The sequence below is a fragment of the Kitasatospora dryopteridis genome (assembly GCF_050749075.1).
In the GTDB taxonomy this organism is placed as follows: Bacteria; Actinomycetota; Actinomycetes; order Streptomycetales; family Streptomycetaceae; genus Kitasatospora.
This window is the reverse complement of the sequence record NZ_CP192749.1, coordinates 2,268,640-2,290,570: the sequence shown is the minus strand read 5'-3', so window position 1 is coordinate 2,290,570 and position 21,931 is coordinate 2,268,640. Positions and strand designations below refer to the sequence as shown.

Here is a 21,931-nt window from a genome sequence, read left to right as displayed (position 1 = left end):
GTTCCCCGCGCCCCTGTTCGTGCTCGGCCGCACGCCCTGGTTCAGCGCTGGTAGAGGGACTCGACCTCGGCGGCGAAGTCCTTGAGGACGACGTTGCGCTTGAGCTTGAGGGACGGGGTGAGGTGGCCGCTCTCCTCGGTGAAGGCGGTGTCGAGGAGGCGGAACTTCTTCACGGCCTCGGCGTGCGAGACGGCCTGGTTGCCGTCGTCCACCGCGGCCTGGACGGCGGCCAGCAGGTCGGCGTCGGCGGCCAGGTCGGTGAGGGTGGCGTCCGCGGGCTTCCCGTTGACCTCCTTCCACTTGGCGAAGAAGTCCGGGTCCAGCGTGATCAGGCAGGCGACGAACGGCTTGCGGTCGCCGACCACCATGACCTCGCCGACCAGGGCGTGCGCGCGGATGCGGTCCTCGATCACCGCCGGCGCGACGTTCTTGCCGCCCGCAGTGACGATGATCTCCTTCTTGCGGCCGGTGATGGTGAGGTAGCCCTCGGCGTCCAGCGAGCCGATGTCGCCGGTGGCGAACCAGCCGTCCTGCATGGCGTCGGCGGTGGCCTGCGGGTTCTCCCAGTAGCCGGTGAAGATCTGGGGGCCCTTGAGGAGCACCTCGCCGTCCTCGGCGATCTTCACCGAGGAGCCGGGCAGCGGCTGGCCGACGGTGCCGATCTTCGGCTTGTCGTGCGGGTTGAAGGCGGTAGCCGCACAGGTCTCGGTGAGGCCGTAGCCCTCCAGGACGGTGAAGCCGATGCCGCGGTAGAAGTGGCCGAGCCGCTCGCCGAGCGGGGCGCCGCCGGAGATGGCGTGGGTGGCCCGCCCGCCGAGGGCGGCCCGCAGCTTGGTGTACACCAGCTTGTCGAAGACGAAGTGCTTGATCCTCAGGCCGAGCCCGGCGCCGCCGGCGTCGAGTGCGCGGCTGTAGGCGATGGCGGTGTCGGTGGCCTTGTCGAAGATCTTGCCCTTGCCGTCGGCCTGGGCCTTGGCGCGGGCGGTGTTGAAGACCTTCTCGAAGACGCGGGGCACGCCGAGGATGAGGGTCGGACGGAAGGAGCCGAGCTCGGCGGTGACGTCCTTGATGTCGGAGACGTGGCCGAGCTTGATCGGGGCGATCGCGGCGGCGATCTCGGCGATCCGGCCGAGCACGTGGGCGAGCGGCAGGAAGAGCAGGACGGAGCTCTCGCCGGTGCGGAACAGCGGCTCCAGGCGGGCGGTGACGTTGCCGAGTTCGGCGAGGAAGTTGCCGTGCGTCAGCTGACAGCCCTTCGGGCGGCCGGTGGTGCCCGAGGTGTAGACGATGGTGGCGATGGAGTCGGAGTTCGGCACCGAGCGGCGCTCGGCGACGGTGGCGTCGGAGACCTCGGCACCGGCCTCGGCGAGGGCGGCGATCGCGCCGTCCTCGATCTGCCAGGTGTGCCGGAGCTGCGGCAGCCGGTCCCGGACCTCGGCGACCACGGCGGCGTGGGCGGCGGTCTCGGTGACGACGGCGACGGCGCCGGAGTTGCCGAGGATCCACTCGACCTGCTCGGCGGAGGAGCTCTCGTACACCGGCACGGTGATGGCGCCCGCGCACCAGACGGCGAAGTCGAGGAGCGTCCACTCGTACCGGGTACGGGACATGACGGCGACCCGGTCACCGGGCTCGACGCCGGAGGCGATGAGTCCCTTGGCCGCCGCGTGAACCTCGGTCAGGAACTGCGCCGCGGTGAGGTCCTGCCACTGCCCGGCCACCTTCCGGCTGATCACGGCCACGCCGGGGTGCTGCTCGGCGTTCTGGTGGATCAGGTCGGAGAGGTTTCCGCCGCTCGGAACCTGGTAGCGGGCCGGAAGGCTGAACTCGAGCAAGACTGCTCCTCGTCTGCGACGCTGCGGGACGGCAGGACGTTACTGCCCGGTAGCAGGATTCGACCAGAGCTGTCGGCTCCGTTGTTCGAAGAGTCACACCGCGCAGGCCGGTGGGAATGGTTTCGACTCGCACCCTACGGCAGCCGGAACCCGATCCGCCGACAGCCCCCGTCCGGCCCCGCTGCCCCGGCCCGACCGCTCCCGCCGGTGCGCCGCAGCCGGAACGCGACCCCGTACGCCGAGGGCGGCGCCCGGCGTGCACCCGCGGGCGCGATAGCCTGCCCTGGGCGCACATCTGAACAGACGCGGAGGGCCGTGATGGCGGAGCACACCAGGTCGAGCATCATCATCGACGCGACCCCGGCCGAGGTGATGGCCGCGATCGCCGACTTCGCCGCCTACCCGGAGTGGACGGGCGAGGTCAAGGAGATCGAGGTGCTGAGCACCACCGCCGAGGGCCGCGGCGCCGAGGTGCGCCTGGTCCTCGACGCCGGCGCCATCCGCGACGAGCACGTCCTCGCCTACACCTGGGAGGGCGACCGCGAGGTCAGCTGGACGCTGGTGAAGAGCCAGATGCTGCGCGCCCTCGACGGCTCCTACAGCCTCGCCGCGGTCAAGAGCGGCGGCACCGAGGTCACCTACCAGCTGGCCGTCGACGTCAAGATCCCGATGCTCGGCATGATCAAGCGCAAGGCGGAGAAGGTCATCATCGACCGGGCCCTGGCCGGTCTGAAGAAGCGCGTCGAGGGCTGACCCCGGGTGTCACCGCGCACCGTCCTCGTCACCGGCGAGGGCTCGGCCGCCGTCGCCGCCGCCACCGCCCTGCACAGCGCAGGCCAGGGCCGGCGGACCCTGCTGCTCGCCGCCGACGACCCGCACCGCACCCTCGACGACCTGCTGGGCGCCCGGCTCACCGACGCCCCCGCCCCGTACGCCGAGCGCCTCGCGGTCGCCAGGATCGACGAGCAGGCCGCGCTGCGCAGCGCCCTCGACGGCTTCGGCGCCCGGATCGCCCCCGCCCTCGACCTGATCGGCGCCGAGCCGCTCGACCCGGAGGAGCTCACCCCGCTGCCCGGCACCCGGCAGCTCGCCCTGCTGCGCGCCCTGCGCAGTGCCGACGCCGACACCGTCGTGGTCGCCGGCCCGCCGCCGGCCGAACTCCTCGCTATCCTCGCCCTGCCCGAGCAGCTCGACCGCTACCTGGACCGCCTCCTGCCCGAGCAGCGCCAGGCCGCCCGCGCGCTGCGCCCGCTGCTCGCCGCCCTGGCCGGCGTCCCGATGCCCGCCGACTGGCTCTTCGAGGCCAGGGCCGCCGCCTCCGCCGCACTCGCCGAGGCGCGCGCCGTCGTCGAGGCACCCGGCACCTCCGTCCGCCTGGTCGTGGACGCCGACGCCCACGGCGCCGGGGAACTGCGCCGCATCCGCGCCGGCCTCGCCCTGCACGGCCGCCGACTGGACTCGGTGGTCGCCCACCGGGTGCTGCCCGCCGCCGCCGCCTCCTCGCCCGACCCCTGGCTGGCCCGCCGGGCCGCCCGCCAGAACGAGCGCCTCACCGAGCTGGCCGCCGAACTCGGCGGCGTCCCGCTGCTCACCGCCGAGTGGCCCGAGGTCGCCCTGGAGGAGATCGCCGGCCAGCTGTACGCGGCGGGCGAACCCGAACCCGGCGAGGCGCCGGAGCCCTGGGTCGAGGACCGGCTCGCCGCGGACGGCCTGCTGGTCTGGCACCTGGCGCTGCCCGGCGCGGACCGCGCCGGACTGGAGCTGGTGCGCCGCGGCGACGAACTGGTGGTGGGCGCCGGCGGGTACCGCCGCCTGCTGCCGCTGCCCTCGGCGCTGCGCCGCTGCACCGTGAGCGGCGCCGGGCTCACCGGCGGAGTGCTCTCGGTGCGGTTCGCGCCGGACCCTGCGCTCTGGCCGCGCGGCTGAGACCCGCGCACAGCCGATGTGCCGGGGCGTGCGGGAGGACTGTGCGCGCCCGGTGTGCATCCGGTACGCCGGACGGCCTTCGGTGCGCCGTCCGGTAGCGTCTGGGCCCCGGCCCGGGCCGCGCCCGGGCGGCCCCGACCCGGGCCGGCGACGCACCGAAGTCGTACTGAGGACCCACTGGGAACCCACTGAGGGAGGCGCCGGATGGCGGACGAGAAGGCGGACGGCACGAGCGGGCAGGACCTCGGTGCGGAGCTCGGACCGCTGGTCGACGAGGTGCGGAAGTTCGCCCTCGCGCTCGGCGGCAAGGCCCTCGAGTACGGCGTCCGGCTGCGCGAGCAGAACCCGGAGGTGTACGGACATCTTGCCGCGGCGGGCGGCGAACTGGTCGCTGCGTACCGCGCTGCCGTCTCAGGTCATGAACAGCGCTGGGCCGGTGCCGGACACGCCGAGGCCGAGCGGATCGACCTGGACCAGACCACCGACAACTAGTGAACTCGCAGGTCAGGGGAGGTGACCCTGGCGCCTTCCTGCATCACTCAAAGGTACGAAGTCTACGACTTCTGAACGCGCACGACCGCTCTATCCAGAAATTGTCTTCGGTTAATGTATGCCGCACTGTGTACGAGAGGACTGCTCAGCGGGTACCGTTCCGCTCAGCGGGAACGAGTGAATAGCTGAGGGACACATGGCTCTGACCATCGGCGTCGACGTCGGCGGGACGAAGATCGCGGCCGGCGTGGTCGACGAGACCGGCGAGATCCTGGCGCGTACCCGGGTACCCACCCCGGCCGACCCCCAGTGGGCGGTCGACGCGATCGCGCAGGCCGTGCGCGAGCTCAAGGAGGAGTACCCGGAGGTCTCCGCCGTGGGCGTCGGTGCCCCGGGCTTCGTCGACCGCGACCGCTCCACGGTGATCTTCGCCCCCAACATCGACTGGGAGAACGAGCCGCTCAAGCAGCGCGTCGAGGAGCTCACCGGCCTGGAGACCGTCGTCGAGAACGACGCGAACTGCGCCGCCTGGGCGGAGTTCCGCTTCGGTGCCGCAGCCGACTACGAGGACATGGTCCTGATCACCGTCGGCACCGGCATCGGCGGCGGCATCGTCCTCGACGGCCGGATGCACCGCGGCCGCTTCGGCGTCGCCGGCGAGATCGGCCACCTCAACATGGTCCCCGACGGCCTGGCCTGCGGCTGCGGCGGCCTGGGCTGCTGGGAGCAGTACGGCTCCGGCCGCGCCCTGCGGCGCTACGGCCGCGAGAGGGCCGCCGGCGACCCGATCGCCGGCAAGCGCATGCTGGAGCTCAACGACGGCGTCGCCGAGACCATCCGCGGCATCCACATCACCGAGGCCGCGGCCGAGGGCGACCCGCTCGCCCTGGAGTGCTACGCGGAGCTCGCCGACTGGCTCGGCCGCGGCATGGCCGACCTGGCCGCGCTCTTCGACCCGGGCGTCTTCGTGCTCGGCGGCGGCGTCTCCGACTCGGGCAGCCTGCTGCTCGACCCGGTCGCCGCGGCCTTCGAGAACTACCTGACCGGTGGCGCGCACCGCCCGCGCGCCGAGGTCGTGCTCGCCACCATGGGCTCGGCCGCCGGCATCGCCGGCGCCGCGGACCTCGCGCGCGTCTGACAGCACGTTCCCGCACGGAGGCGGGGCCGGGACCCTTCCCGGCCCCGCCTCCGGCGTGTCCCCGCTGCGGCGGCCTAGCATGGCCGCCATGCCCGTCGAGCAGCCGCCCGCCGCCCCCGGACCAGTGCCGCCCGCGCGCGAGGACGACCTGCCGGAGCTCCCTTCCTCCGGTGCGGAGCCGGACGGCGCCCAGCGGGTCCGCCTGCTCAGCTACAACATCCGCTCGCTGCGCGACGACCGGGAGGCGCTCGTGCGGGTGGTGCGCGCCTGCGAGCCCGACGTGGTCTGCATCCAGGAGTCGCCGCGCTACTGGAAACCGGAGAAGCAGGCCGCCTGGCTGGCCCGCCGCACCGGCAACGTCATCCTCTCCGGCGGCGGCCGGATCGCCGCCGGTCCACTGCTGCTCGGCCGCCTCAAGGTGGACGTCCTGGCCGTCCGCGACCGGCTGCTGCCCAAGACCCGCGGACTGCACGCCCGCGGCTTCGCCACCGCCCTGCTGAGGATCGGCGGTTCGGCGCCGTTCGCGGTGACCAGCTGCCACCTCTCGCTCGACCCCGCCGAGCGGCTGCGCCAGTTCGAGCTGCTGCCCGGCCAGTTCGACCCCGGCGAGCCCGGCCTGATCGCGGGCGACTTCAACGAGCACCCGGACGGCCCGGGCTGGCGGAGCCTGGCCGCCCGCTACCAGGACGCCCACACCGTCGCCCCCTGGGGCGGCACCCACACCTCCGTGCCGGACGACCCGTACCAGCGGATCGACGCGGTCTTCGCCACCCCGGGCGTCGAGGTGCTGGCCTGCGGGGTACCGCACGGCCTGCCCGGCGTCTCACCGGCCGACCTGCTGGCGGCGACCGACCACCTGCCGGTCCTGGCGGTGGTCCGCATCCCCGCAGCGGGCTGACCATCGGGGCGGTGCCCCTGCGAGGCGTCCTCGACCGCGACGGTGTACCGCCCGGTCCCGGCGTGCGGCACCGTTCCTCCCGAGCCGCGCAGTTCCCCCCGCGCCCATCGTGGGCAGCCGACTGCCCACGGCGACAGCCACCCGCGGATCAGCTGATCGAGGCGGCGACGATCTCGCCGTTGCGGACGGTGTAGGTGCCCGCGTAGTGGCGGTGGGTGCCGTCGGTCTGCAGGGCGTCCAGGTGGACGGCGACGGTGTCGCCGCGGACGCCGACGACCGTGAGGCTGTCGGCGGCCGTGGTGGCGAAGCCGTCCACGAACTGCCGGTACGTGGGGGAGAGGTTGTGCCCGCCGAGGGCCCAGGCGCGGGCGTAGTCACGGGCGTTGAGCGCGGCGTAGTACTGCTCGACCACCTGCCGCGGCGAGCCGGTGGTGGCGGCCCGGGCACTCGGCGGCACGGTGACCGTCCTGGTTGCAGTCGCGGTCGGGGCCGCGGTCGGGGTCGGGGTCGGCGCCGCAGTCGGCGCCGCCGTGGCCGCGGCCGGCACCGTCCACTGCCCGGTCCGGTCGGCGAAGCCGGAGTCCAGGGTGAACTGCACCTCGGCCGGGCGGGAGGCCGCGGGCAGTTCGAAGGCGAGGTAGCCGAGCGCGGTGTCGCCCGGGGCGATGCGCATCGTGGCCGGGAAGGGCTGCCCCGCGGTGACCTCCTTGGTGACGTCGGCACTGAAGCGCTGTCCCTGGTCGTCGATCACGGTGGCGCCGTTCGACGGGGAGTCCGCGTAGCCGGCATAGCCGACGTTGTGGAGCCGGAACTGCACGCCGACCAGCCGCTTGCCCGCCTCGGCGGTGGAGATGGCGTTCGCGCCGGCGGCCGGGTCGACCACCGAGGTCACCGTGACGGCCACCTTGGCGCCCTGCCCGTTCCCCGCGAGCTCCAGTGTGTCCCCGACCTGCGCCGACCGGGCCGCCGCCGCCGGGCTGCTCGCCGGGGCGCTGCCGGTCGGGGAGGTGACCACCGTGTGGCCGCCGCAGCCCGCGGCCAGTGCCACCAGCACTGCCGCGGCCGCGGGGACGCCGATCCGTAACATGCCGCTGCCTTCCGCCGCCTTTCCAGGCTACGGGCGGGGGCCCGCCGGTGCCCGGGCGGAGGCCGCCCGGGCAGGGCGGCGGGCTCAGACGACGGCGCCGCCCATCGGGTCGTCCGGCTCGTCGTCGTCCTTGTCCTTCATCCGGGCGACGAGGGTGACGAAGCCGCCGAGGAAGGCGGTGATGCCGACCCAGGCCGGCCAGCCGGCGATCTCGCGCCAGACGACGGCGTCGAGGAGCAGCAGGGCCGGGCCGCCGAGGACGGCGAGCCAGGCGAACTTGGCGGTGGTGTCGGCCTTCGGGAGCGGCGGGGGCTCCGGCGGCACGAAGTGGCCCTCGTCCGGGTCCTCCTGCAGCTCGAAGTCGCGCGGGCCGGAGACCGGCCCCGCGACCTGCTCGGGGGTGGTCGGCCGGGGTCGCGGGCGCGGCTGCGGGGCGAAGTCGTCCAGGGAGTCGGTGCCGGAGGAAGTCTCCTTGGCACGGAGGTTCTCGATCTCGGGCCAGTCCGGGTTGGTCAGGTCGACGGGGTCGTCGAACTGTGCGACCAGGGCGGCGAAGATCGCGTCCTGTTCGGCCTGGCTGCCGGCCGCGGGACGCCGGGCGGGCGCCTCGGGGCCGGCGGTCTCCTCGGCCGGTTCGCGCTCGACGGCGCCGTCCTCGGGCAGCTCCTCGTCGCCGCCCGCCTTGCTGGTCTCGTTCACTACCGGCCCTTCAGCCCAGGTGGTGCTCGGCATCGGTCGTCGCATCGGTCTTCGCTGCCGGTGCCAGCCGCCGGACGAACTCGAGGCTCTCCTCGAAGATCATCCCGGCGTCGTGGTCCAGCGTGGCGACGTGGAAACTGCGCTCGCACAGTTTCTCCGTCACGTCGGTCGAGGATATCCGGGCGAGCACCAGTTCCGAGTTGGCCGGTGAGACCACGTGGTCCCCGGGGCTGCGGAGCAGCAGCAGCGGCTGCCGTACGGCGGGCAGTTCGGCCCGGACGGTCTTCCACAGCCGGGACAGCGACCAGGCGGCGTGCAGCGGGGTCCGGTCGTAGCCGCCCTCGGTGGCGCCCTCCAGGGCGATGTCGTCGGTGATGCCGGGCAGGCTCGGCACCACGTGCCGCAGGGCGGGCAGCAGGACGCTGGCCGGGTTGTCGGAGCGGACGGAGGGGTTGACCAGGACCAGGCCGGAGATCGCGTCGCCGTGCCGGGCGGCGAGGCGCAGGGCGAGTGCGCCGCCCATGGAGAGGGCGCAGACGAAGACCTGCTCGCAGCGCTCGGCGAGGGCCCGCAGTTCGCGGTCGGCCTCGGCGTACCAGTCCTCCCAGCGGGTCTGCTGCATGTCCTGCCAGCGGGTGCCGTGGCCGGGCAGCAGCGGCAGGGCGACGGTCAGCCCGGCGGCGGCCAGGTGGTCGGCCCACGGGCGCATCGACTTCGGGGAGCCGGTGAAGCCGTGGACGAGCAGCACGCCGACCGGCCCGCCCTCGTGGTGAAACGGTTCTGCGCCCGGCAGCAGCGGCATCGTCGGGGTGCTCCTTCGCTCGAAGTGCCCGGGTGACGGGAATGGGTGAGGTGCGGGAGGTGCAGGATGTGCGTGGGGTACGTGAGGTGCATCGGGACGGACGGCGTGCGCAGCGCCGCGCTACCCGCCGGTACCCGGAGCGGCATCGTCCCACGCGCACGGCGGCCCGTACAGGGCAGCACCCGCCGCTTCACGGGCCTGCCGGTGCACACGGGCGCGCCTGCGGGCATTAGGATCGACCGGTCCGCACAACAGGAGGCCCGGGTTGTTCTACCGACTGATGAAGATGATCGTCGCGCCGTTGCTGCGGATCTTCTTCCGGCCGTGGATCGAGGGCGCGGAGAACATCCCCGACGAGGGTGCCGCGATCATCGCGAGCAACCACCTGTCCTTCTCGGACTCCTTCTTCTTCCCCGCGCTGATCAAGCGCCGGATCACCTTCATCGCCAAGGCCGAGTACTTCAACACCCCCGGCCTCAAGGGCAAGCTGACCGCCGCCTTCTTCAAGGGCGTCGGCCAGCTGCCGGTGGACCGGTCCGGCGTCCGCGGCGCCGGCGAGGCCGCCATCCGCAGCGCCGTCGCGGTGCTGGAGCGCGGCGAGCTGTTCGGCGTCTACCCGGAGGGCACCCGCTCGCCCGACGGCAAGCTCTACCGCGGCAAGGTCGGCGGCCTCGCCCGCGTCGCGCTGCAGACCGGCGCCCCGGTCATCCCGGTCGCGATGATCGACACCGAGAAGGTGCAGCCGCCCGGCCAGGTCGTCCCCAACTTCGGCATCCGCCCCGGCATCCGGATCGGCCGCCCGCTGGACTTCTCCCGCTACCACGGCATGGAGAACGACCGCTTCATCCTCCGCTCGGTCACCGACGAGGTGATGTACGAGATCATGCGGCTCTCCGGCCAGGAGTACGTGGACATCTACGCCACCGCCGCCAAGCGCCAGATCACCGAGGACAAGAAGCGCGCCGACGCCGAGCGCCGGGCCGCGCAGAAGGCCGAGAAGGCCGCGGAGAAGGCCGCCAAGGAGGAGGCCGCCCGCGAGGAGGCCGCCAAGGAGGAGGCAGCCCGCGAGGAGGCCGCTCGTTCGGGGCAGGCGGAGCAGGAGCAGGGCCGGCAGGAGACGCAGGACAAGCCGGAGTAGCACCGGCAGGGTCGGGGGGACGTACATGGCGGAGGACCACAGAGCCGGGCTCGCGACGCGCCCGGCCGGCACCGTCGCGGTCGCGGCCGCGCCGCAGCGGGCGAGCGCGCTGACCGCCGGCGGCATGTCCGTCGAACTGCCGCTGTGGCGGGCGATCGGCTACTTCCGGGTGCTCGCCCTGGCCTACGCGATCCTGCGCTACATCAACTCCTTCCACGACTTCCTCCACCCGGTCTCCGGCTGGATCTACCTCGGCGCGCTCACCCTGTGGACGCTCGCCAGCTCCCGGGCCTTCGCCGGCCCCCAGCGCTGCACCTGGTACGTGCTCGGCACCGACCTCGCGTTCGCCGTCACCGGCATCGTGATGAGCGGGATCATCGACAATCCGGAGCGCATCCACGGCGGCGCCCCCACCCTGCCCACCATCTGGGCGGCCGGCACCGTGCTGGGCTTCGCCGGCAAGGGCGGCTGGAAGCCCGCCGCCTTCGCGGCCACCGTGATCGGCCTCGCCAACATCCTCGGCCACGGCGGCATCACCCCGGACAACATCCACAACATCGTGCTGCTGATGGTGGCCGGCTGCGCCATCGGCTACGTCATCGAACTCGCCCGCACCAGCGAGGCGGTGCTCACCCGGGCACTCCAGGTCGAGGCCGCCACCCGGGAGCGCGAGCGGCTCTCCCGCGACATCCACGACGGGGTGCTCCAGGTGCTCGCGCTCGTCCAGCGCCGCGAGGGCGACCTCGGTGACCTCGGCCGGCTGGCCGGGGAGCAGGAGCGCGCCCTGCGGGCCCTGATGGCCGGCGGCCCGCTGCCCGCCCAGGCGGCCGGCGGGCGGGCTCCCGCCGAGCAGGACCTCCGGCAGCTGGTCGGCGTCCACGCCGACGACCGGATCACCGTCTCCGCCCCCGGCACCCCCGTCCTGCTGCCCGCGCACGCCGCCGCCGAACTCGCCGCCGCGGTCGGCGCCGCCGTCGACAACGTCCGCCGGCACGCGGGGGAGAACGCCCGGGCCTGGATCCTCGTCGAGGACGAGCCCGACGCCGTCACCGTCTCCGTCCGCGACGACGGTGCGGGCTTCGCCGCCGACCGGCTCGGCGAGGCGGAGCAGGCCGGCCGCCTCGGCGTCTCGCAGTCCATCCGCGGACGGCTGCGCGACCTCGGCGGCACGGCCGAGCTGTACTCGGTGCCCGGCGAGGGCGCCGAGGTGGAGATGCGGGTGCCCAGGAAGGGGCAGTGATGTCGGATCAGGTGCGGGTCATGGTCGTGGACGACCACCCGATGTGGCGGGACGCCGTCTCCCGGGACCTCGCCGACGCGGGCTTCGCCGTCGTCGCCACCGCCGGCGACGGCGAGGAGGCCGTCCGCCGCGCCCTGGCCACCACCCCGCAGGTCGTCGTCCTCGACCTCAACCTGCCCGCCCTGCCCGGCGTCGAGGTCTGCCGCCGGATCGTCACCCACGACCCCACCGCCCGGGTGCTGGTGCTCTCCGCCAGCGGCGAGCACGCCGACGTGCTGGAGGCCGTGAAGTCCGGCGCCACCGGCTACCTGGTGAAGTCCGCGGGCCGCGAGGAGCTCATCGACGCCGTCCGCCGCACCGCGCTCGGCGACCCGGTCTTCACCCCCGGCCTGGCCGGCCTCGTCCTCGGCGAGTTCCGCCGGCTGGCCACCGAGCCCGCCCCGGCCGCGGCCCCCGCCGCCCCGCAGCTCACCGCCCGGGAGACCGAGGTGCTGCGGCTGGTCGCCAAGGGCCTGTCGTACCGGCAGATCGCCGACCGCCTGGTGCTCTCGCACCGCACGGTGCAGAACCATGTGCAGAACACCCTCGGCAAGCTCCAGCTGCACAACCGGGTCGAACTCGTCCGCTACGCCATCGAGCAGGGCCTGGACGACGAGCTGTAGCGGCCCGGCCGCGGCCGCTCAGCAGTACTCGGTCACGCAGAGCAGGACGAGGCCGTCCGCCGAGACGTACTCGTGCGCCTCGTGGCCGGGCGGCTCCCGAACGTAGAGGCGTCTCCTGACGGACTGCCAGCAGGCCTGCCGGCCCTCGGCCGGGACGTCCTGCAGGTCGCTGAGCCGGGCCTTTGTTGCCGAAGTGCCGGGCCCCTGAGTGGACCGGGCCACCCAGGGGCGCGGGGAACTGCGCGGGACGGAAGTACAGCGCCGTCACTTCCGATTCGCGCAGTTCCCCGCGCCCCCAGTGGTGGCCCCTGTGCAGTCAGCAGTTCCCCGCTCGTCCCGGCAACGGTGTGTCGGCATGGCGGGGCTCCACACGCCCCCGAGTAGGTCTTGGCCGGACGTACGGCCGGTCAGCCCCGGACGGCGGCCGCGGTGTGCAGCAGGCCGGCGACGATGTCCACGCCCTCGCGGGTGAGCACCGACTCGGGGTGGAACTGCAGGGCGGCGAAGCCCGGTCCGCGCAGGGCGTGGACGTCCCCGGTGAGGGTGTCGCGGGCGACCTCGACGCCCTCGGCGGCGAGCCGTTCGGCGGCGGCGTCGTCGCAGCGGGCGGTGAACGTGTTGTAGAAGCCGACCGTGCGGCGGGTGCCGAACAGGTCGACGGTCTCCTGGGCGCCCTGGTACGGCACGGCCTTGCGGGCCAGCGGCAGGCCGAGCTCGGCACTGAGCAGCTGGTGGCTGAGGCAGACGGCCAGCAGCGGCGCGGTGCGGGTGCCGGCCCGTACGGCGGCCAGGGCGTCGGCGACGACCGGGCGGAGCACGGCCATCTTGGGGTCGGCGGCGTCCGCCGGGTCGCCGGGGCCGGGGCCGAGCACCAGCGCACCGGTGTGGGCGGCGACCCGCTCGCGCAGCCCGGGCGTGTCGTAGCGCAGCACGGTGACCCGGTGGCCGAGCGAGGTCAGCAGGTGGGCCAGCATCGAGGTGAAGGTGTCCTCGCCGTCGACCACCAGGGTGTCGAGCCCCTCGGCGGCCGGCGCCGGCTGCTGCATCCGCAGCCAGAACGGTGCGAGGCCGGCCCGGCGGGCGTCCAGGGCGGCCTGCACCCGGTGGTCGTCGGCCAGCCGCGGCCCGCCGCTGCGGGCGGTCGTCCTCGGCGGCGCGGGCCGGGCGCCGATCGCGGTGAGCACCCCGGCCGCCTTGGCATGCGTCTCGGCGACCTCGGAGTGCGGGTCGGAGTGCCGCACCAGGGTGGCGCCGACTCGTACCACCAGCTCGCCGGTGGCCGGGTCGATGTCGGCGGTGCGGATGCAGATGGGGGAGTCGAGCTGCTGCCCGCCGCTGGCGGAGCGGCCGATCAGGGCCAGTGCGCCGGAGTAGTAGCCGCGGCCGGTCGCCTCGTAGCGGCGGATGACCCGGGTGGCGTTCTGCACCGGGCTGCCGGTGACGGTCGCCGCGAACATGGTCTCCTTCAGCACCTCGCGGACGTCCAGCGAGGTGCGCCCGCGCAGCTCGTACTCGGTGTGGGTGAGGTGGGCCATCTCCTTGAGGCGCGGGCCGAGCACCTGGCCGCCGAGGTCGCCGACGGTGCACATCATCTTGAGCTCCTCGTCGACCACCATGGTGAGCTCCTCCAGCTCCTTGGGGTCGTGCAGGAACTCCAGCAGCGAGTCGACGGTCGGCCCGCCGGCCGGGTGGCGGTAGGTGCCGGAGATGGGGTTCATCACGACGGTGCCGCCGGACTGCCGCACGTGCACCTCCGGCGACGCGCCGACCAGGACCCTCTCCCCGGTGTGCACCAGGAAGGTCCAGTACGCGCCGCGCTCCTGCTCCAGCAACCGCCGGAACAGGGTGAGCGCGAGGGCGGTGTCGAAGCCCTCCAGCCGGCCGTGGAAGTCCCGGCGGACGACGAAGTTCGCCCCCTCGCCGCGGCCGATCTCGTCCTCGATGACCCGGCGGACGATCCCGGCGTACTCCTCGTCCCCGATGTCGAAGGCGCCGCCGCCCAGGCGCACCGGGCGCTCCGGCAGGGCGGGCAGCAGCTCCTCCAGCCGGAAGGCGTACTGCTCCTCGACGGCGAGCGCCTGCAGCGGGGTGCCGTCGTCGTGGGCGTCGAAGCCGCGCTCGCGGATCTGCCGGTACGGGACCAGGGCGAGCAGGTCGTGCCGGGGGCCGTCGGCGGGGACACCGCTGCGCACCGGCAGTTCGGCGAGGGTGTCGTGGACGCCGACCGTGCCGACCAGGACCTCGAGGGTGTCCGGGGCGAGCCGCGGGGCGCGGCGGTGCAGCAGGGCGAACGCGGGGGCGCCGGGGGCGGTGAGGCGGGCGAGCAGTTCGGCGGGGCTGGTCACGGTGCGGCGTTCCTTCCGGGAGGCGGGCGGTGGCTGGTCGCTCTTCGCGGGAGGGCCGCCTGCTCCTCGGAACACGCAGACGGCCGCCCCGAAGGGCGGCCGTCGTGTCGTCTCAGGGACGCGCGAGCTGTGGGCCGCCCATCGGGCTGGCCCACCACCAGGAGAAGGTGTGCGGCGCGGTCACGGGGACGAGCGTAGCGGATGCTCCGGCGGTGTGAAGTCGCTCACCGAAATGTCCATCACCCGTCTCACCCATCGGGCGGCGGGCACAATTCGCTTGTCACAACCCGTAGCCTTGGCCTCGTGACCGTGACAACTGAGACAAACGGGGCTGCCTTCTCCTGGCAGTCCCTGCCCGCGGCGCAGCAGCCCGAATGGCCGGACCACGAGGCACTGCGCAAGACCCTTGCGGACCTCGCCTCGTATCCGCCGCTCGTCTTCGCCGGCGAGTGCGACCAGCTGCGCGCCCGGCTCGGTGCCGTCGCGCGCGGAGAGGCATTCCTGCTGCAGGGCGGTGACTGCGCCGAGGCCTTCGACGGCGTGTCGGCCGAGCAGATCCGCAACAAGCTGAAGACCCTGCTGCAGATGGCGGCCGTGCTGACGTACGCCGCCTCCGTGCCGGTCGTCAAGGTCGGGCGCATCGCCGGCCAGTACTCCAAGCCGCGCTCGAAGTCGACCGAGACCCGGGACGGCGTGACCCTGCCGGTGTACCGCGGAGACTCGGTCAACGGCTTCGAGTTCACCCCGGAGTCGCGCATCCCGGACCCGGAGCGCCTCAAGCGGATGTACAACGCCTCCGCCGCGACGCTCAACCTGGTGCGCGCCTTCACCACCGGTGGTTACGCCGACCTGCGCCAGGTGCACGCCTGGAACCAGGACTTCGTGCGCAACTCGCCGTCCGGCCAGCGCTACGAGCAGCTCGCCCGCGAGATCGACAACGCGCTCGCCTTCATGAACGCCTGCGGGGTGGCCCCGGAGGAGTTCAAGACGGTCGAGTTCTACTCCTCGCACGAGGCGCTGATCCTGGACTACGAGACGGCGCTGACCCGCACCGACTCGCGCACCGGCGACCTGTACGACGTCTCCGGCCACATGGTCTGGATCGGCGAGCGCACCCGTCAGCTTGACCACGCGCACATCGAGTTCGCGTCCAAGATCCGCAACCCGATCGGTGTGAAGCTCGGCCCGACCACCACGGTCGACGAGGCGCTCACCCTGATCGACCGGCTCGACCCGGACCGCGAGCCGGGCCGGCTGACCTTCATCACCCGGATGGGTGCGGGCAAGATCCGCGAGCACCTGCCCGCCCTGGTCGAGAAGGTCACCGCCTCCGGCGCCCAGCCGGTGTGGATCTGCGACCCGATGCACGGCAACACCTTCGAGGCCGAGACCGGCCACAAGACCCGCCGCTTCGACGACGTGCTCGACGAGGTCAAGGGCTTCTTCGAGGTGCACCGCGCGCTGGGCACCCACCCGGGCGGCATCCACGTCGAGCTCACCGGTGACGACGTCACCGAGTGCGTGGGCGGCGGCGACGAGGTCCTCGTCGACGACCTGCACCAGCGCTACGAGACGGCCTGCGACCCGCGGCTCAACCGCAGCCAGTCGCTGGACCTGGCCTTCCTGGTCGCGGAGATGTACCGCAGCCAGTGAGGCCGGCGCCCGCGATGATCGCAATGTGACAAACGCCCCTCCGCTTTCCGGGCCACCGGGAGCGGAGGGGCTTTGCTTTGCGGGTACCTTGGGTAAGGTAAGGCTTAGCGAGGTAAGGCGAGCCTTGCCGATCAACGAACACCAGCCCGGGAGAACCGCCGATGTACGTGTGCATGTGCCATGCGGTCACTGAGGCCCAGGTGAAGCAGGAGATCGACGGCGGCGCCGTCACCCCGCGCCAGATAGCCAAGGGCTGCAAGGCCGGCACCGACTGCGGCTCCTGCGTCCGCCGCATCCAGGCCCTGCTCGGTGAGCACGGTGCCCGCCCGTGCCCGACGGCCAGGCTGGCCGCCAAGTTGGGGCTGGCCGATCCCGCAGCTGAGACCTCGCCCGAGCGCGGTCTCGAAGCCGCCTGAGCTCAGCCCTCCGGCTGTTCGACGAGCGTCGCCAGGTAGAGCGACTCGCCGAGCTTCTCCAGCAGCTCCAGCTGCGTGTCCAGGTAGTCGATGTGGTGCTCCTCGTCGGCGAGGATCGCCTCGAAGATGTTGGCCGAGGTGACGTCGTTCTTGGCCCGCATCACGACGATGCCGCGGCGCAGCCGGTCGATCGCCTCGACCTCGACCTGGCGGTCGGCCTCGAACATCTCCTTGACCGTCTGGCCGATCCGGACGTGGAAGAGCCGCTGGTAGTTGGGCAGGCCGTCCAGGAAGAGGATCCGGTCGGTCAGCGTCTCGGCGTGCTTCATCTCGTCGAAGGACTCGTGCCGGGTGTAGGCGGCGAGCTTCGTCCAGCCGTTGTTCTCCTGCATCTTGGCGTGCAGGAAGTACTGGTTGATGGCGGTCAACTCGGCGGTGAGCTGCTCGTTGAGGAACTCGATGACCTCGGGGTCGCCCTGCATGGCGTGCCTTCCTGTAGCCGTCCGTCGCTTGCCCGCATCGTGGCACCGGAACGGGTGGTGTTTCCAGTAAGTTCACACTTACCCGACTCTGTGGCGCATTGTCCGATTTGCCGATGGTCGGATTTCGTGGAGGGGCGTGCACGAGGGGCGCGCAACGCACATCGCCCGCCGTCTGCGACCATGGAGTCATGGGTCAGCACGAACCGGAACCGGCGCAGCCGGCCGACCCGAGACTCCCGCCCGGCCAGCGCCTCCAGCGCGGCTGGCCGGTGCTGCACTACGGCCCGGTGCCCCGCTTCAAGCCGCAGAGCTGGGACTTCCAGGTGTTCGGGGCGACCGCCTCGGCCGAGAAGCACACCTGGGACTTCGAGGGCTTCCACGCACTGCCGCGGGTGACCGTGCGCGGCGACATGCACTGCGTCACCCGTTTCTCCATGCTCGGCAACGAGTGGGGCGGCGTCGCCGCCAAGACCGTCGTCGACCTGGTGCCGCCCGCCCCCGGCGTCACCCACGTCATGGTGTGGGCGGAGTACGGCTACAGCGCCAACCTCAGGCTCGCCGACTTCACCGACCCGCAGACCGTCTTCGCCACCCACCGCAACGGCGAGCCGCTCACCGTCGAGCACGGCTTCCCCGTCCGCCTCGTGGTGCCGCACCTGTACGCCTGGAAGGGCCCCAAATGGGTGCGGGCGGTCGAGTACATGCGGGCCGACCGCCGCGGCTTCTGGGAGGAGCGCGGCTACCACAACCTCGCCGACCCGTGGGTCGAGCAGCGGTACTCCTACCAGGAGAAGCCGGGCGACGGGCCCCTGCGGTAACCCGTCAGGGGGCGCCCGGGGCGCCTAGAACAGGCCGAAGCTGATCACCACGGTGCTGCCCTGGGGGCGGGGGGTGCCCGCCTTGGGGGTCTGCCCGGAGACCTTGCCGGTGCCGAACAGGTTCAGCCCGGTGGTCTGCACCTTGAAGCCGGCCTCGGTGAGCGCCTTGGCAGCGTCGTCCTTGCTCAGGCCGACCACGTCAGGGACGGGCGCCATGCCCTTGCTGACCACCAGCGAGACCGGGGTGTTCGGGCTGACGGAGGTGCCGGCGCCCGGCTCCGCGCTGATCACCGCACCCTCGGGCACGTCGTCGTCGAACTCCTCGCGGGTCGTCCCCGGGGTCAGCCGGGCATCGGTGAGCGCCTTGCGGGCCCGCTCCACCGGCAGACCCTCCACGGACGGCACCGGCACCCGGTCGGGACCCTTGGAGAGCACCACCTTCACCGGATCGCTCTTGCGAGCGCGGGCACCCACCCCGGGATCGGTGGAGATCACCTGCCCGGCCTTGACGGTCTCGCTGAACTGCTGGCTGAACGTGCCGCGCAGCCCCGCCCCGTCCAGGGTCGACACCGCCTGCGCCTCGGTCTGCCCGAGCACGCTCGGCACCGTCGTGTACAGCCCGTCCGAGAGCAGGTACGTCGCCCCGCCGACCAGCAGCAGCACCACGGCGATCACCGCGGCCCAGATCAGCGGGGTGCGCGAGCGCGGCGGCCGCGGTGCCCGCGCCGGGCGGGCCGGCACCGTCTCGTCGTACGGGCGCGGCGGGGTCAGCAGGTCGGCGGGCACGTCCAGCACGCTGGTGCGCTCCACCGGGCGGTCGACCACCGCGGTGATCTCGCCGGTCGGGTACTGCGGGGTCGGCCGGGTGGAGGCCGGCGGCTCGGCGTCCAGCTGGGCCGGGGTGAGCGCGCGGCGGGCCCGCTGCAGCGCGGCCAGCAGCTCCACGGCGTCCCAGGGGCGGGCCTCCGGGTCGCGTGCGGTCGCGGCGGCCACTATGGCGTCCAGCTCCCGGCCGACGCCGGGCGCGGCCAGCGAGGGCGCCGGAACGTCCTCGTTGAGGTGCCGGTAGATCACCTGCATGGCGTTCTCGCCGGTGTGCGGCTTGGCGCCGGTCAGCATCTCGTACAGCAGGATGCCGGCCGCGTAGACGTCGACCCGCTGGTCGGTGGGGCCGTCCTGGCGGATCTGCTCGGGGGCGAGGTAGGAGACGGTGCCGAGCACGGTGCCGGTGGAGGTGGTGCTGGTGATGGCATCGCCCGCGCCCTCCGTGCCGGTCAGCAGGCGGACCAGGCCGAAGTCGGCGACCTTGACCATGCCGCCGTCGGTGATCAGCACGTTCTCCGGCTTGACGTCCCGGTGCACCAGGCCGGCCCGGTGGGCGGCGCCCAGGGCGGCCAGCACCGGCTCCAGGATGTCCAGGGCGGCCCGCGCCGACAGCGCCCCGCGGTCGCGCAGCAGGTCGCGCAGCGTCCGCCCGGGCACGTACTCCATCGCGAGGAAGACCGCCCGGCCGTCGGCGCCCTGGTCGAAGACGTTCACCACGTTCGGGTGGGAGAGGCGGGCGACCGCCTTCGCCTCGCGGATGAACCGGCCGGTGAACTCGTTGCCGCCGTCGGCGGCCAGCGCGGGGTGCATGACCTTCAGCGCGACGACCCGGTCCAGCCGGGTGTCCGTGCCGCGGTACACGGTGGCCATGCCCCCGACGGCAATGCGGCGATCCACCCGGTACCGGCCGTCGAGCAGGGCACCGATCAGGGGGTCGTCGAGCGTCATGTCCACCCGAGGAGTGTAGGACGCAGAGGTGACCCTCGGCCCGGGACGGCGCGGCCCCGGGCCGGGTTGTGCCGATGTTGAGACATGCGGGTGGCGCCCCCAGGGGCGCGGGGCGCCCCGAGGCGTTAGAACGCCGGGTGCTCGCGGGTGTCGAGGTGGGCGCGGCCGGCCATCTGGGAGGACGCCTCGGCGTGGAAGCGGCGCGGGATGCGGCCCGCCCGGTGGGCCAGGCGCCCGGCCTCCGCGGCCCGCCGCATGGCGTCCGCCATCAGCACCGGGTCCTGAGCCCGCGTCACCGCCGAGGCCAGCATCACCGCGGAGCAGCCGAGTTCCATCGCCAGCGCCACGTCCGAGGCGGTGCCCGCGCCGGCGTCGAGGATCACCGGCACGCCCGCACTCTCCACGATCAGCTGGAAGTTGTGCGGGTTGCGGATGCCGAGGCCCGAGCCGATCGGCGAGCCCAGCGGCATGATCGCCGCGCAGCCGACGTCCTCCAGCTTCCGCGCCAGCACCGGGTCGTCATTGGTGTACGGGAGCACGGTGAAGCCGTCGTCGACCAGCGTCTCGGCGGCGTCCAGGAGTTCGATCGGGTCGGGGAGCAACGTCCGCTCGTCCGCGATCACTTCGAGCTTCACCCAGTCCGTGCCGAGCGCCTCCCGGGCCAGACGGGCGGTCAGCACGGCCTCCCCGGCGGTGAAGCAGCCCGCCGTGTTGGGCAGCACCCGGATCCCGTTGCGGGCCAGGACGTCCAGCACCGAACCCTGCGTCGAGGCGTTGACCCGGCGCATCGCCACCGTCGTCAGTTCGGTGCCGGAGACCTGCAGCGCCTGCTCCAGGACGTCCAGGCTGGGGGCGCCGCCGGTGCCCATGATCAGGCGCGAGGTGAAGGTGGTGTCCGCGATGGTGAGCAGGTCGTCGGCCATCGTCAGCCTCCCTGGACGGCGGTGAGGATCTCCACCCGGTCGCCCGCGCCGAGCACGGTCGCCGGCCAGGCGCCGCGCGGCACCACGGCCTCGTTGACCGCGGCCGCCACCCCGGTGTTCGCGGCGCTGACCTCGGCCACCACCTGGGCCAGCGTGGTGCCCGCGGGCAGCTCGCGCGGCTCGCCGTTGACGGACAGGGGGACGGGCGCCGGTTCGGTGTTCAGCATGCGAGGGCCTTCGAGTGGAAACGGTCGGGGGAGAAGGGGGCGGCGAGTTCGGGGACGCTCCCGGTGGCCAGGTACTCGCCGAGCAGGTCGGCGGTCACCGGCGTCAGCAGCACCCCGTTGCGGTAGTGTCCGGTGGCGGCGACCAGCCCCGGCAGCGCGGTCGGGCCGAGCAGCGGCGCGTTGTCGGGCGAGCCCGGGCGCAGCCCGGCACCGGTCTCCACCAGCGGCAGCTCGGTCAGGCCGGGCACCAACTCGTGCGCGTCGCGCAGCAGTTCGTAGACCCCGCCGGCGGTCACCGTGGTGTCGAAGCCCTGCTCCTCGCTGGTCGCGCCGATCACCAGCTCGCCGTCCGCCCGCGGCACCAGGTAGATGTGCTGCCCGCGGACCACCGCCCGCACGTTGCGCGACAGGAACGGCCGGTACGCCGGCGGCACGTGCAGCCGCAGCACCTGGCCCTTCACCGGCCTGACCGGCGGCAGCACACCCTCCGGCAGGCCCGGCAGCAGGTGGCTGCGGCAGCCCGCCGCCAGCACCACCCTGTCGCCCGCGAGCTCCTCGCCGCCGTCGGTGCGCACGCCCGCCGCCCGGCCGTCCTCGACCAGCAGCTCGTCGGCGTTCGCCCGGTGCAGCACCACCCCGGCCCGTTCGCAGGCCGCGACCAGGGCGCGGGCCAGGCGCCGGCCGTCGACCTGGTGGTCCCCGGTGACCAGCAGCCCGCCCCGGACGCCCGGAGCCAGCATCGGCTCCAGCCGGCGGCACTCCCGGCCGGTCAGCCACTGCGAGTCCAGGCCCAGCCGGCCCTGGAAGGCGTGCAGTTCGCGCAGTTCCTCGCGGTCGTCCGCGTCCAGCGCCACCGCGAGCGTGCCCGTCCGCCGGTACCCGGTGTCCAGGCCCGTCGCCTCGGTCAGCTCGGCGGCGAACGCCTCGTACCGCTCGTTCGACGCCATCCCCAGGCGCAGCAGCGGCTCCTCGCCGTACTGCAGCTCGGTGACCGGCGCCAGCATGCCCGCGGCGACCTGCGCCGCACCGCCGCCCGGGGCAGGATCGACCAGCGCCACCGACAGGCCGCGCTGCGCCGCCCGCCAGGCGACGCCGAGACCGATGATGCCGCCGCCGACCACCAGCACGTCGGAATGGGACCGTGCCACGTCGCTGATTCTCCCTTCGCCGGCATGACCCGGATCAGGTTCGGACGGTCGCAGGCCGCTCCAGCCCGCCTCTCAGCCCGGTGCACCGGGCTCCCGTGTGGTGTGCACCCACCATAACGCCGGGTGTCGCCCACCCCGAAAGGGCGTACACGGGCTGGACACCCCGGCCGATAGGGTGGCCGCCGTGGCAGAGCTGAACAGCACGGACCGGGTCGTCGTCGTCGGCACC

At 73.3% G+C, this 21,931-nt stretch carries 22 protein-coding genes and 1 riboswitch; of the genes, 11 read left to right on the top strand and 11 right to left on the bottom strand.

Annotation, left to right across the window (positions count from 1 at the left end):
* Window positions 1-41: 41 nt before the first annotated feature.
* Window positions 42-1,835: an AMP-dependent synthetase/ligase gene (locus ACQ614_RS10400; RefSeq protein WP_431678170.1), complete on the bottom strand. Its 1,794-nt coding sequence runs from the start codon at window positions 1,833-1,835 to the stop codon at window positions 42-44.
* Window positions 1,836-2,153: 318 nt separating this feature from the next.
* Between ACQ614_RS10400 and ACQ614_RS10395 the strand changes: the two genes are divergently transcribed.
* The 5 genes from ACQ614_RS10395 (at window position 2,154) to ACQ614_RS10375 (ending at window position 6,289) form a co-directional block, all read left to right on the top strand.
* Entirely contained in the window at window positions 2,154-2,588 is a 435-nt protein-coding gene (locus ACQ614_RS10395) for an SRPBCC family protein (protein ID WP_431678169.1), read from the top strand.
* A 6-nt stretch (window positions 2,589-2,594) separates the two neighbouring features.
* Window positions 2,595-3,761 carry an ArsA family ATPase gene (locus ACQ614_RS10390; protein ID WP_431678168.1) on the top strand — a complete coding sequence of 389 codons (1,167 nt, stop codon included), beginning with the start codon at window positions 2,595-2,597 and terminating at the stop codon, window positions 3,759-3,761.
* 204 nt (window positions 3,762-3,965) lie between these two features.
* A complete protein-coding gene (locus ACQ614_RS10385) occupies window positions 3,966-4,253 on the top strand; it encodes a DUF5304 family protein (protein ID WP_431678167.1) in 288 nt (95 codons plus the stop codon).
* Between the two features lie 196 nt (window positions 4,254-4,449).
* Window positions 4,450-5,391 carry an ROK family glucokinase gene (locus tag ACQ614_RS10380; protein WP_431678166.1) on the top strand — a complete coding sequence of 314 codons (942 nt, stop codon included), beginning with the start codon at window positions 4,450-4,452 and terminating at the stop codon, window positions 5,389-5,391.
* Between the two features lie 88 nt (window positions 5,392-5,479).
* The gene (locus ACQ614_RS10375; protein ID WP_431678164.1) at window positions 5,480-6,289 is read left to right on the top strand and encodes an endonuclease/exonuclease/phosphatase family protein; all 810 of its coding nucleotides are present in this window, start codon (window positions 5,480-5,482) and stop codon (window positions 6,287-6,289) included.
* A gap of 148 nt (window positions 6,290-6,437) precedes the next feature.
* Here ACQ614_RS10375 and ACQ614_RS10370 read toward each other — a convergent pair whose 3' ends face one another.
* The 3 genes from ACQ614_RS10370 to ACQ614_RS10360 all read right to left on the bottom strand — a co-directional run bounded on the left by ACQ614_RS10370 (window position 6,438) and on the right by ACQ614_RS10360 (window position 8,877).
* Complete coding sequence (locus tag ACQ614_RS10370) at window positions 6,438-7,376, bottom strand: DUF4352 domain-containing protein (RefSeq protein WP_431678163.1); 939 nt, start codon at window positions 7,374-7,376, stop codon at window positions 6,438-6,440.
* Between the two features lie 84 nt (window positions 7,377-7,460).
* On the bottom strand, window positions 7,461-8,075 hold the full coding sequence (locus ACQ614_RS10365; protein WP_431678162.1) for a hypothetical protein: 615 nt from the start codon (window positions 8,073-8,075) through the stop codon (window positions 7,461-7,463).
* A 10-nt stretch (window positions 8,076-8,085) separates the two neighbouring features.
* Window positions 8,086-8,877, bottom strand: coding sequence for an alpha/beta hydrolase (locus tag ACQ614_RS10360; RefSeq protein WP_431678160.1), 792 nt, complete (start codon window positions 8,875-8,877; stop codon window positions 8,086-8,088).
* A 280-nt stretch (window positions 8,878-9,157) separates the two neighbouring features.
* On the opposite strand from ACQ614_RS10360, the gene ACQ614_RS10355 reads away from it, so the two are divergent.
* The 3 genes from ACQ614_RS10355 (at window position 9,158) to ACQ614_RS10345 (ending at window position 11,917) form a co-directional block, all read left to right on the top strand.
* A complete protein-coding gene (locus ACQ614_RS10355) occupies window positions 9,158-10,015 on the top strand; it encodes a lysophospholipid acyltransferase family protein (protein WP_431683885.1) in 858 nt (285 codons plus the stop codon).
* A 124-nt stretch (window positions 10,016-10,139) separates the two neighbouring features.
* Entirely contained in the window at window positions 10,140-11,255 is a 1,116-nt protein-coding gene (gene macS, locus ACQ614_RS10350) for a MacS family sensor histidine kinase (protein ID WP_431683884.1), read from the top strand.
* Window positions 11,255-11,917, top strand: coding sequence for a response regulator transcription factor (locus tag ACQ614_RS10345; protein ID WP_363489355.1), 663 nt, complete (start codon window positions 11,255-11,257; stop codon window positions 11,915-11,917). The genes macS and ACQ614_RS10345 overlap by 1 nt, the downstream gene beginning before the upstream one ends.
* A gap of 18 nt (window positions 11,918-11,935) precedes the next feature.
* Here the strand turns inward: ACQ614_RS10345 and ACQ614_RS10340 are convergent, their stop codons facing one another.
* Together ACQ614_RS10340 and ACQ614_RS10335 are read right to left on the bottom strand one after the other, a co-directional pair.
* On the bottom strand, window positions 11,936-12,139 hold the full coding sequence (locus ACQ614_RS10340; RefSeq protein ID WP_431678158.1) for a hypothetical protein: 204 nt from the start codon (window positions 12,137-12,139) through the stop codon (window positions 11,936-11,938).
* Between the two features lie 185 nt (window positions 12,140-12,324).
* Window positions 12,325-14,262, bottom strand: coding sequence for an anthranilate synthase family protein (locus ACQ614_RS10335; protein WP_431678157.1), 1,938 nt, complete (start codon window positions 14,260-14,262; stop codon window positions 12,325-12,327).
* A 303-nt stretch (window positions 14,263-14,565) separates the two neighbouring features.
* Here ACQ614_RS10335 and ACQ614_RS10330 point away from each other — a divergent pair, with 303 nt between their 5' ends.
* Complete coding sequence (locus ACQ614_RS10330; RefSeq protein ID WP_431678155.1) at window positions 14,566-15,915, top strand: class II 3-deoxy-7-phosphoheptulonate synthase; 1,350 nt, start codon at window positions 14,566-14,568, stop codon at window positions 15,913-15,915.
* 161 nt (window positions 15,916-16,076) lie between these two features.
* Window positions 16,077-16,331, top strand: coding sequence for a (2Fe-2S)-binding protein (locus ACQ614_RS10325; RefSeq protein WP_363489363.1), 255 nt, complete (start codon window positions 16,077-16,079; stop codon window positions 16,329-16,331).
* Window positions 16,332-16,333: 2 nt separating this feature from the next.
* On the opposite strand, the gene bfr is transcribed toward ACQ614_RS10325, so the two are convergent.
* On the bottom strand, window positions 16,334-16,813 hold the full coding sequence (bfr, locus tag ACQ614_RS10320; protein WP_431678154.1) for a bacterioferritin: 480 nt from the start codon (window positions 16,811-16,813) through the stop codon (window positions 16,334-16,336).
* A 188-nt stretch (window positions 16,814-17,001) separates the two neighbouring features.
* Between bfr and ACQ614_RS10315 the strand changes: the two genes are divergently transcribed.
* The gene (locus ACQ614_RS10315) at window positions 17,002-17,631 is read left to right on the top strand and encodes a sulfite oxidase-like oxidoreductase (RefSeq protein ID WP_431678153.1); all 630 of its coding nucleotides are present in this window, start codon (window positions 17,002-17,004) and stop codon (window positions 17,629-17,631) included.
* Window positions 17,632-17,655: 24 nt separating this feature from the next.
* On the opposite strand, the gene pknB is transcribed toward ACQ614_RS10315, so the two are convergent.
* The 4 genes from pknB to thiO form a co-directional block, all read right to left on the bottom strand.
* The gene (gene pknB / locus ACQ614_RS10310; RefSeq protein ID WP_431683883.1) at window positions 17,656-19,404 is read right to left on the bottom strand and encodes a Stk1 family PASTA domain-containing Ser/Thr kinase; all 1,749 of its coding nucleotides are present in this window, start codon (window positions 19,402-19,404) and stop codon (window positions 17,656-17,658) included.
* Window positions 19,405-19,529: 125 nt separating this feature from the next.
* Window positions 19,530-20,327, bottom strand: coding sequence for a thiazole synthase (locus tag ACQ614_RS10305; protein ID WP_431678151.1), 798 nt, complete (start codon window positions 20,325-20,327; stop codon window positions 19,530-19,532).
* Between the two features lie 2 nt (window positions 20,328-20,329).
* Window positions 20,330-20,554, bottom strand: a complete 225-nt coding sequence (gene thiS, locus ACQ614_RS10300; protein ID WP_363489371.1) for a sulfur carrier protein ThiS — start codon at window positions 20,552-20,554, stop codon at window positions 20,330-20,332.
* A complete protein-coding gene (gene thiO / locus ACQ614_RS10295) occupies window positions 20,548-21,702 on the bottom strand; it encodes a glycine oxidase ThiO (protein ID WP_431678150.1) in 1,155 nt (384 codons plus the stop codon). Before thiO ends, thiS begins: the two co-directional genes overlap by 7 nt.
* A riboswitch (TPP riboswitch) is annotated at window positions 21,697-21,809 on the bottom strand. Its footprint overlaps the gene before it by 6 nt.
* Window positions 21,810-21,931 lie beyond the last annotated feature (122 nt).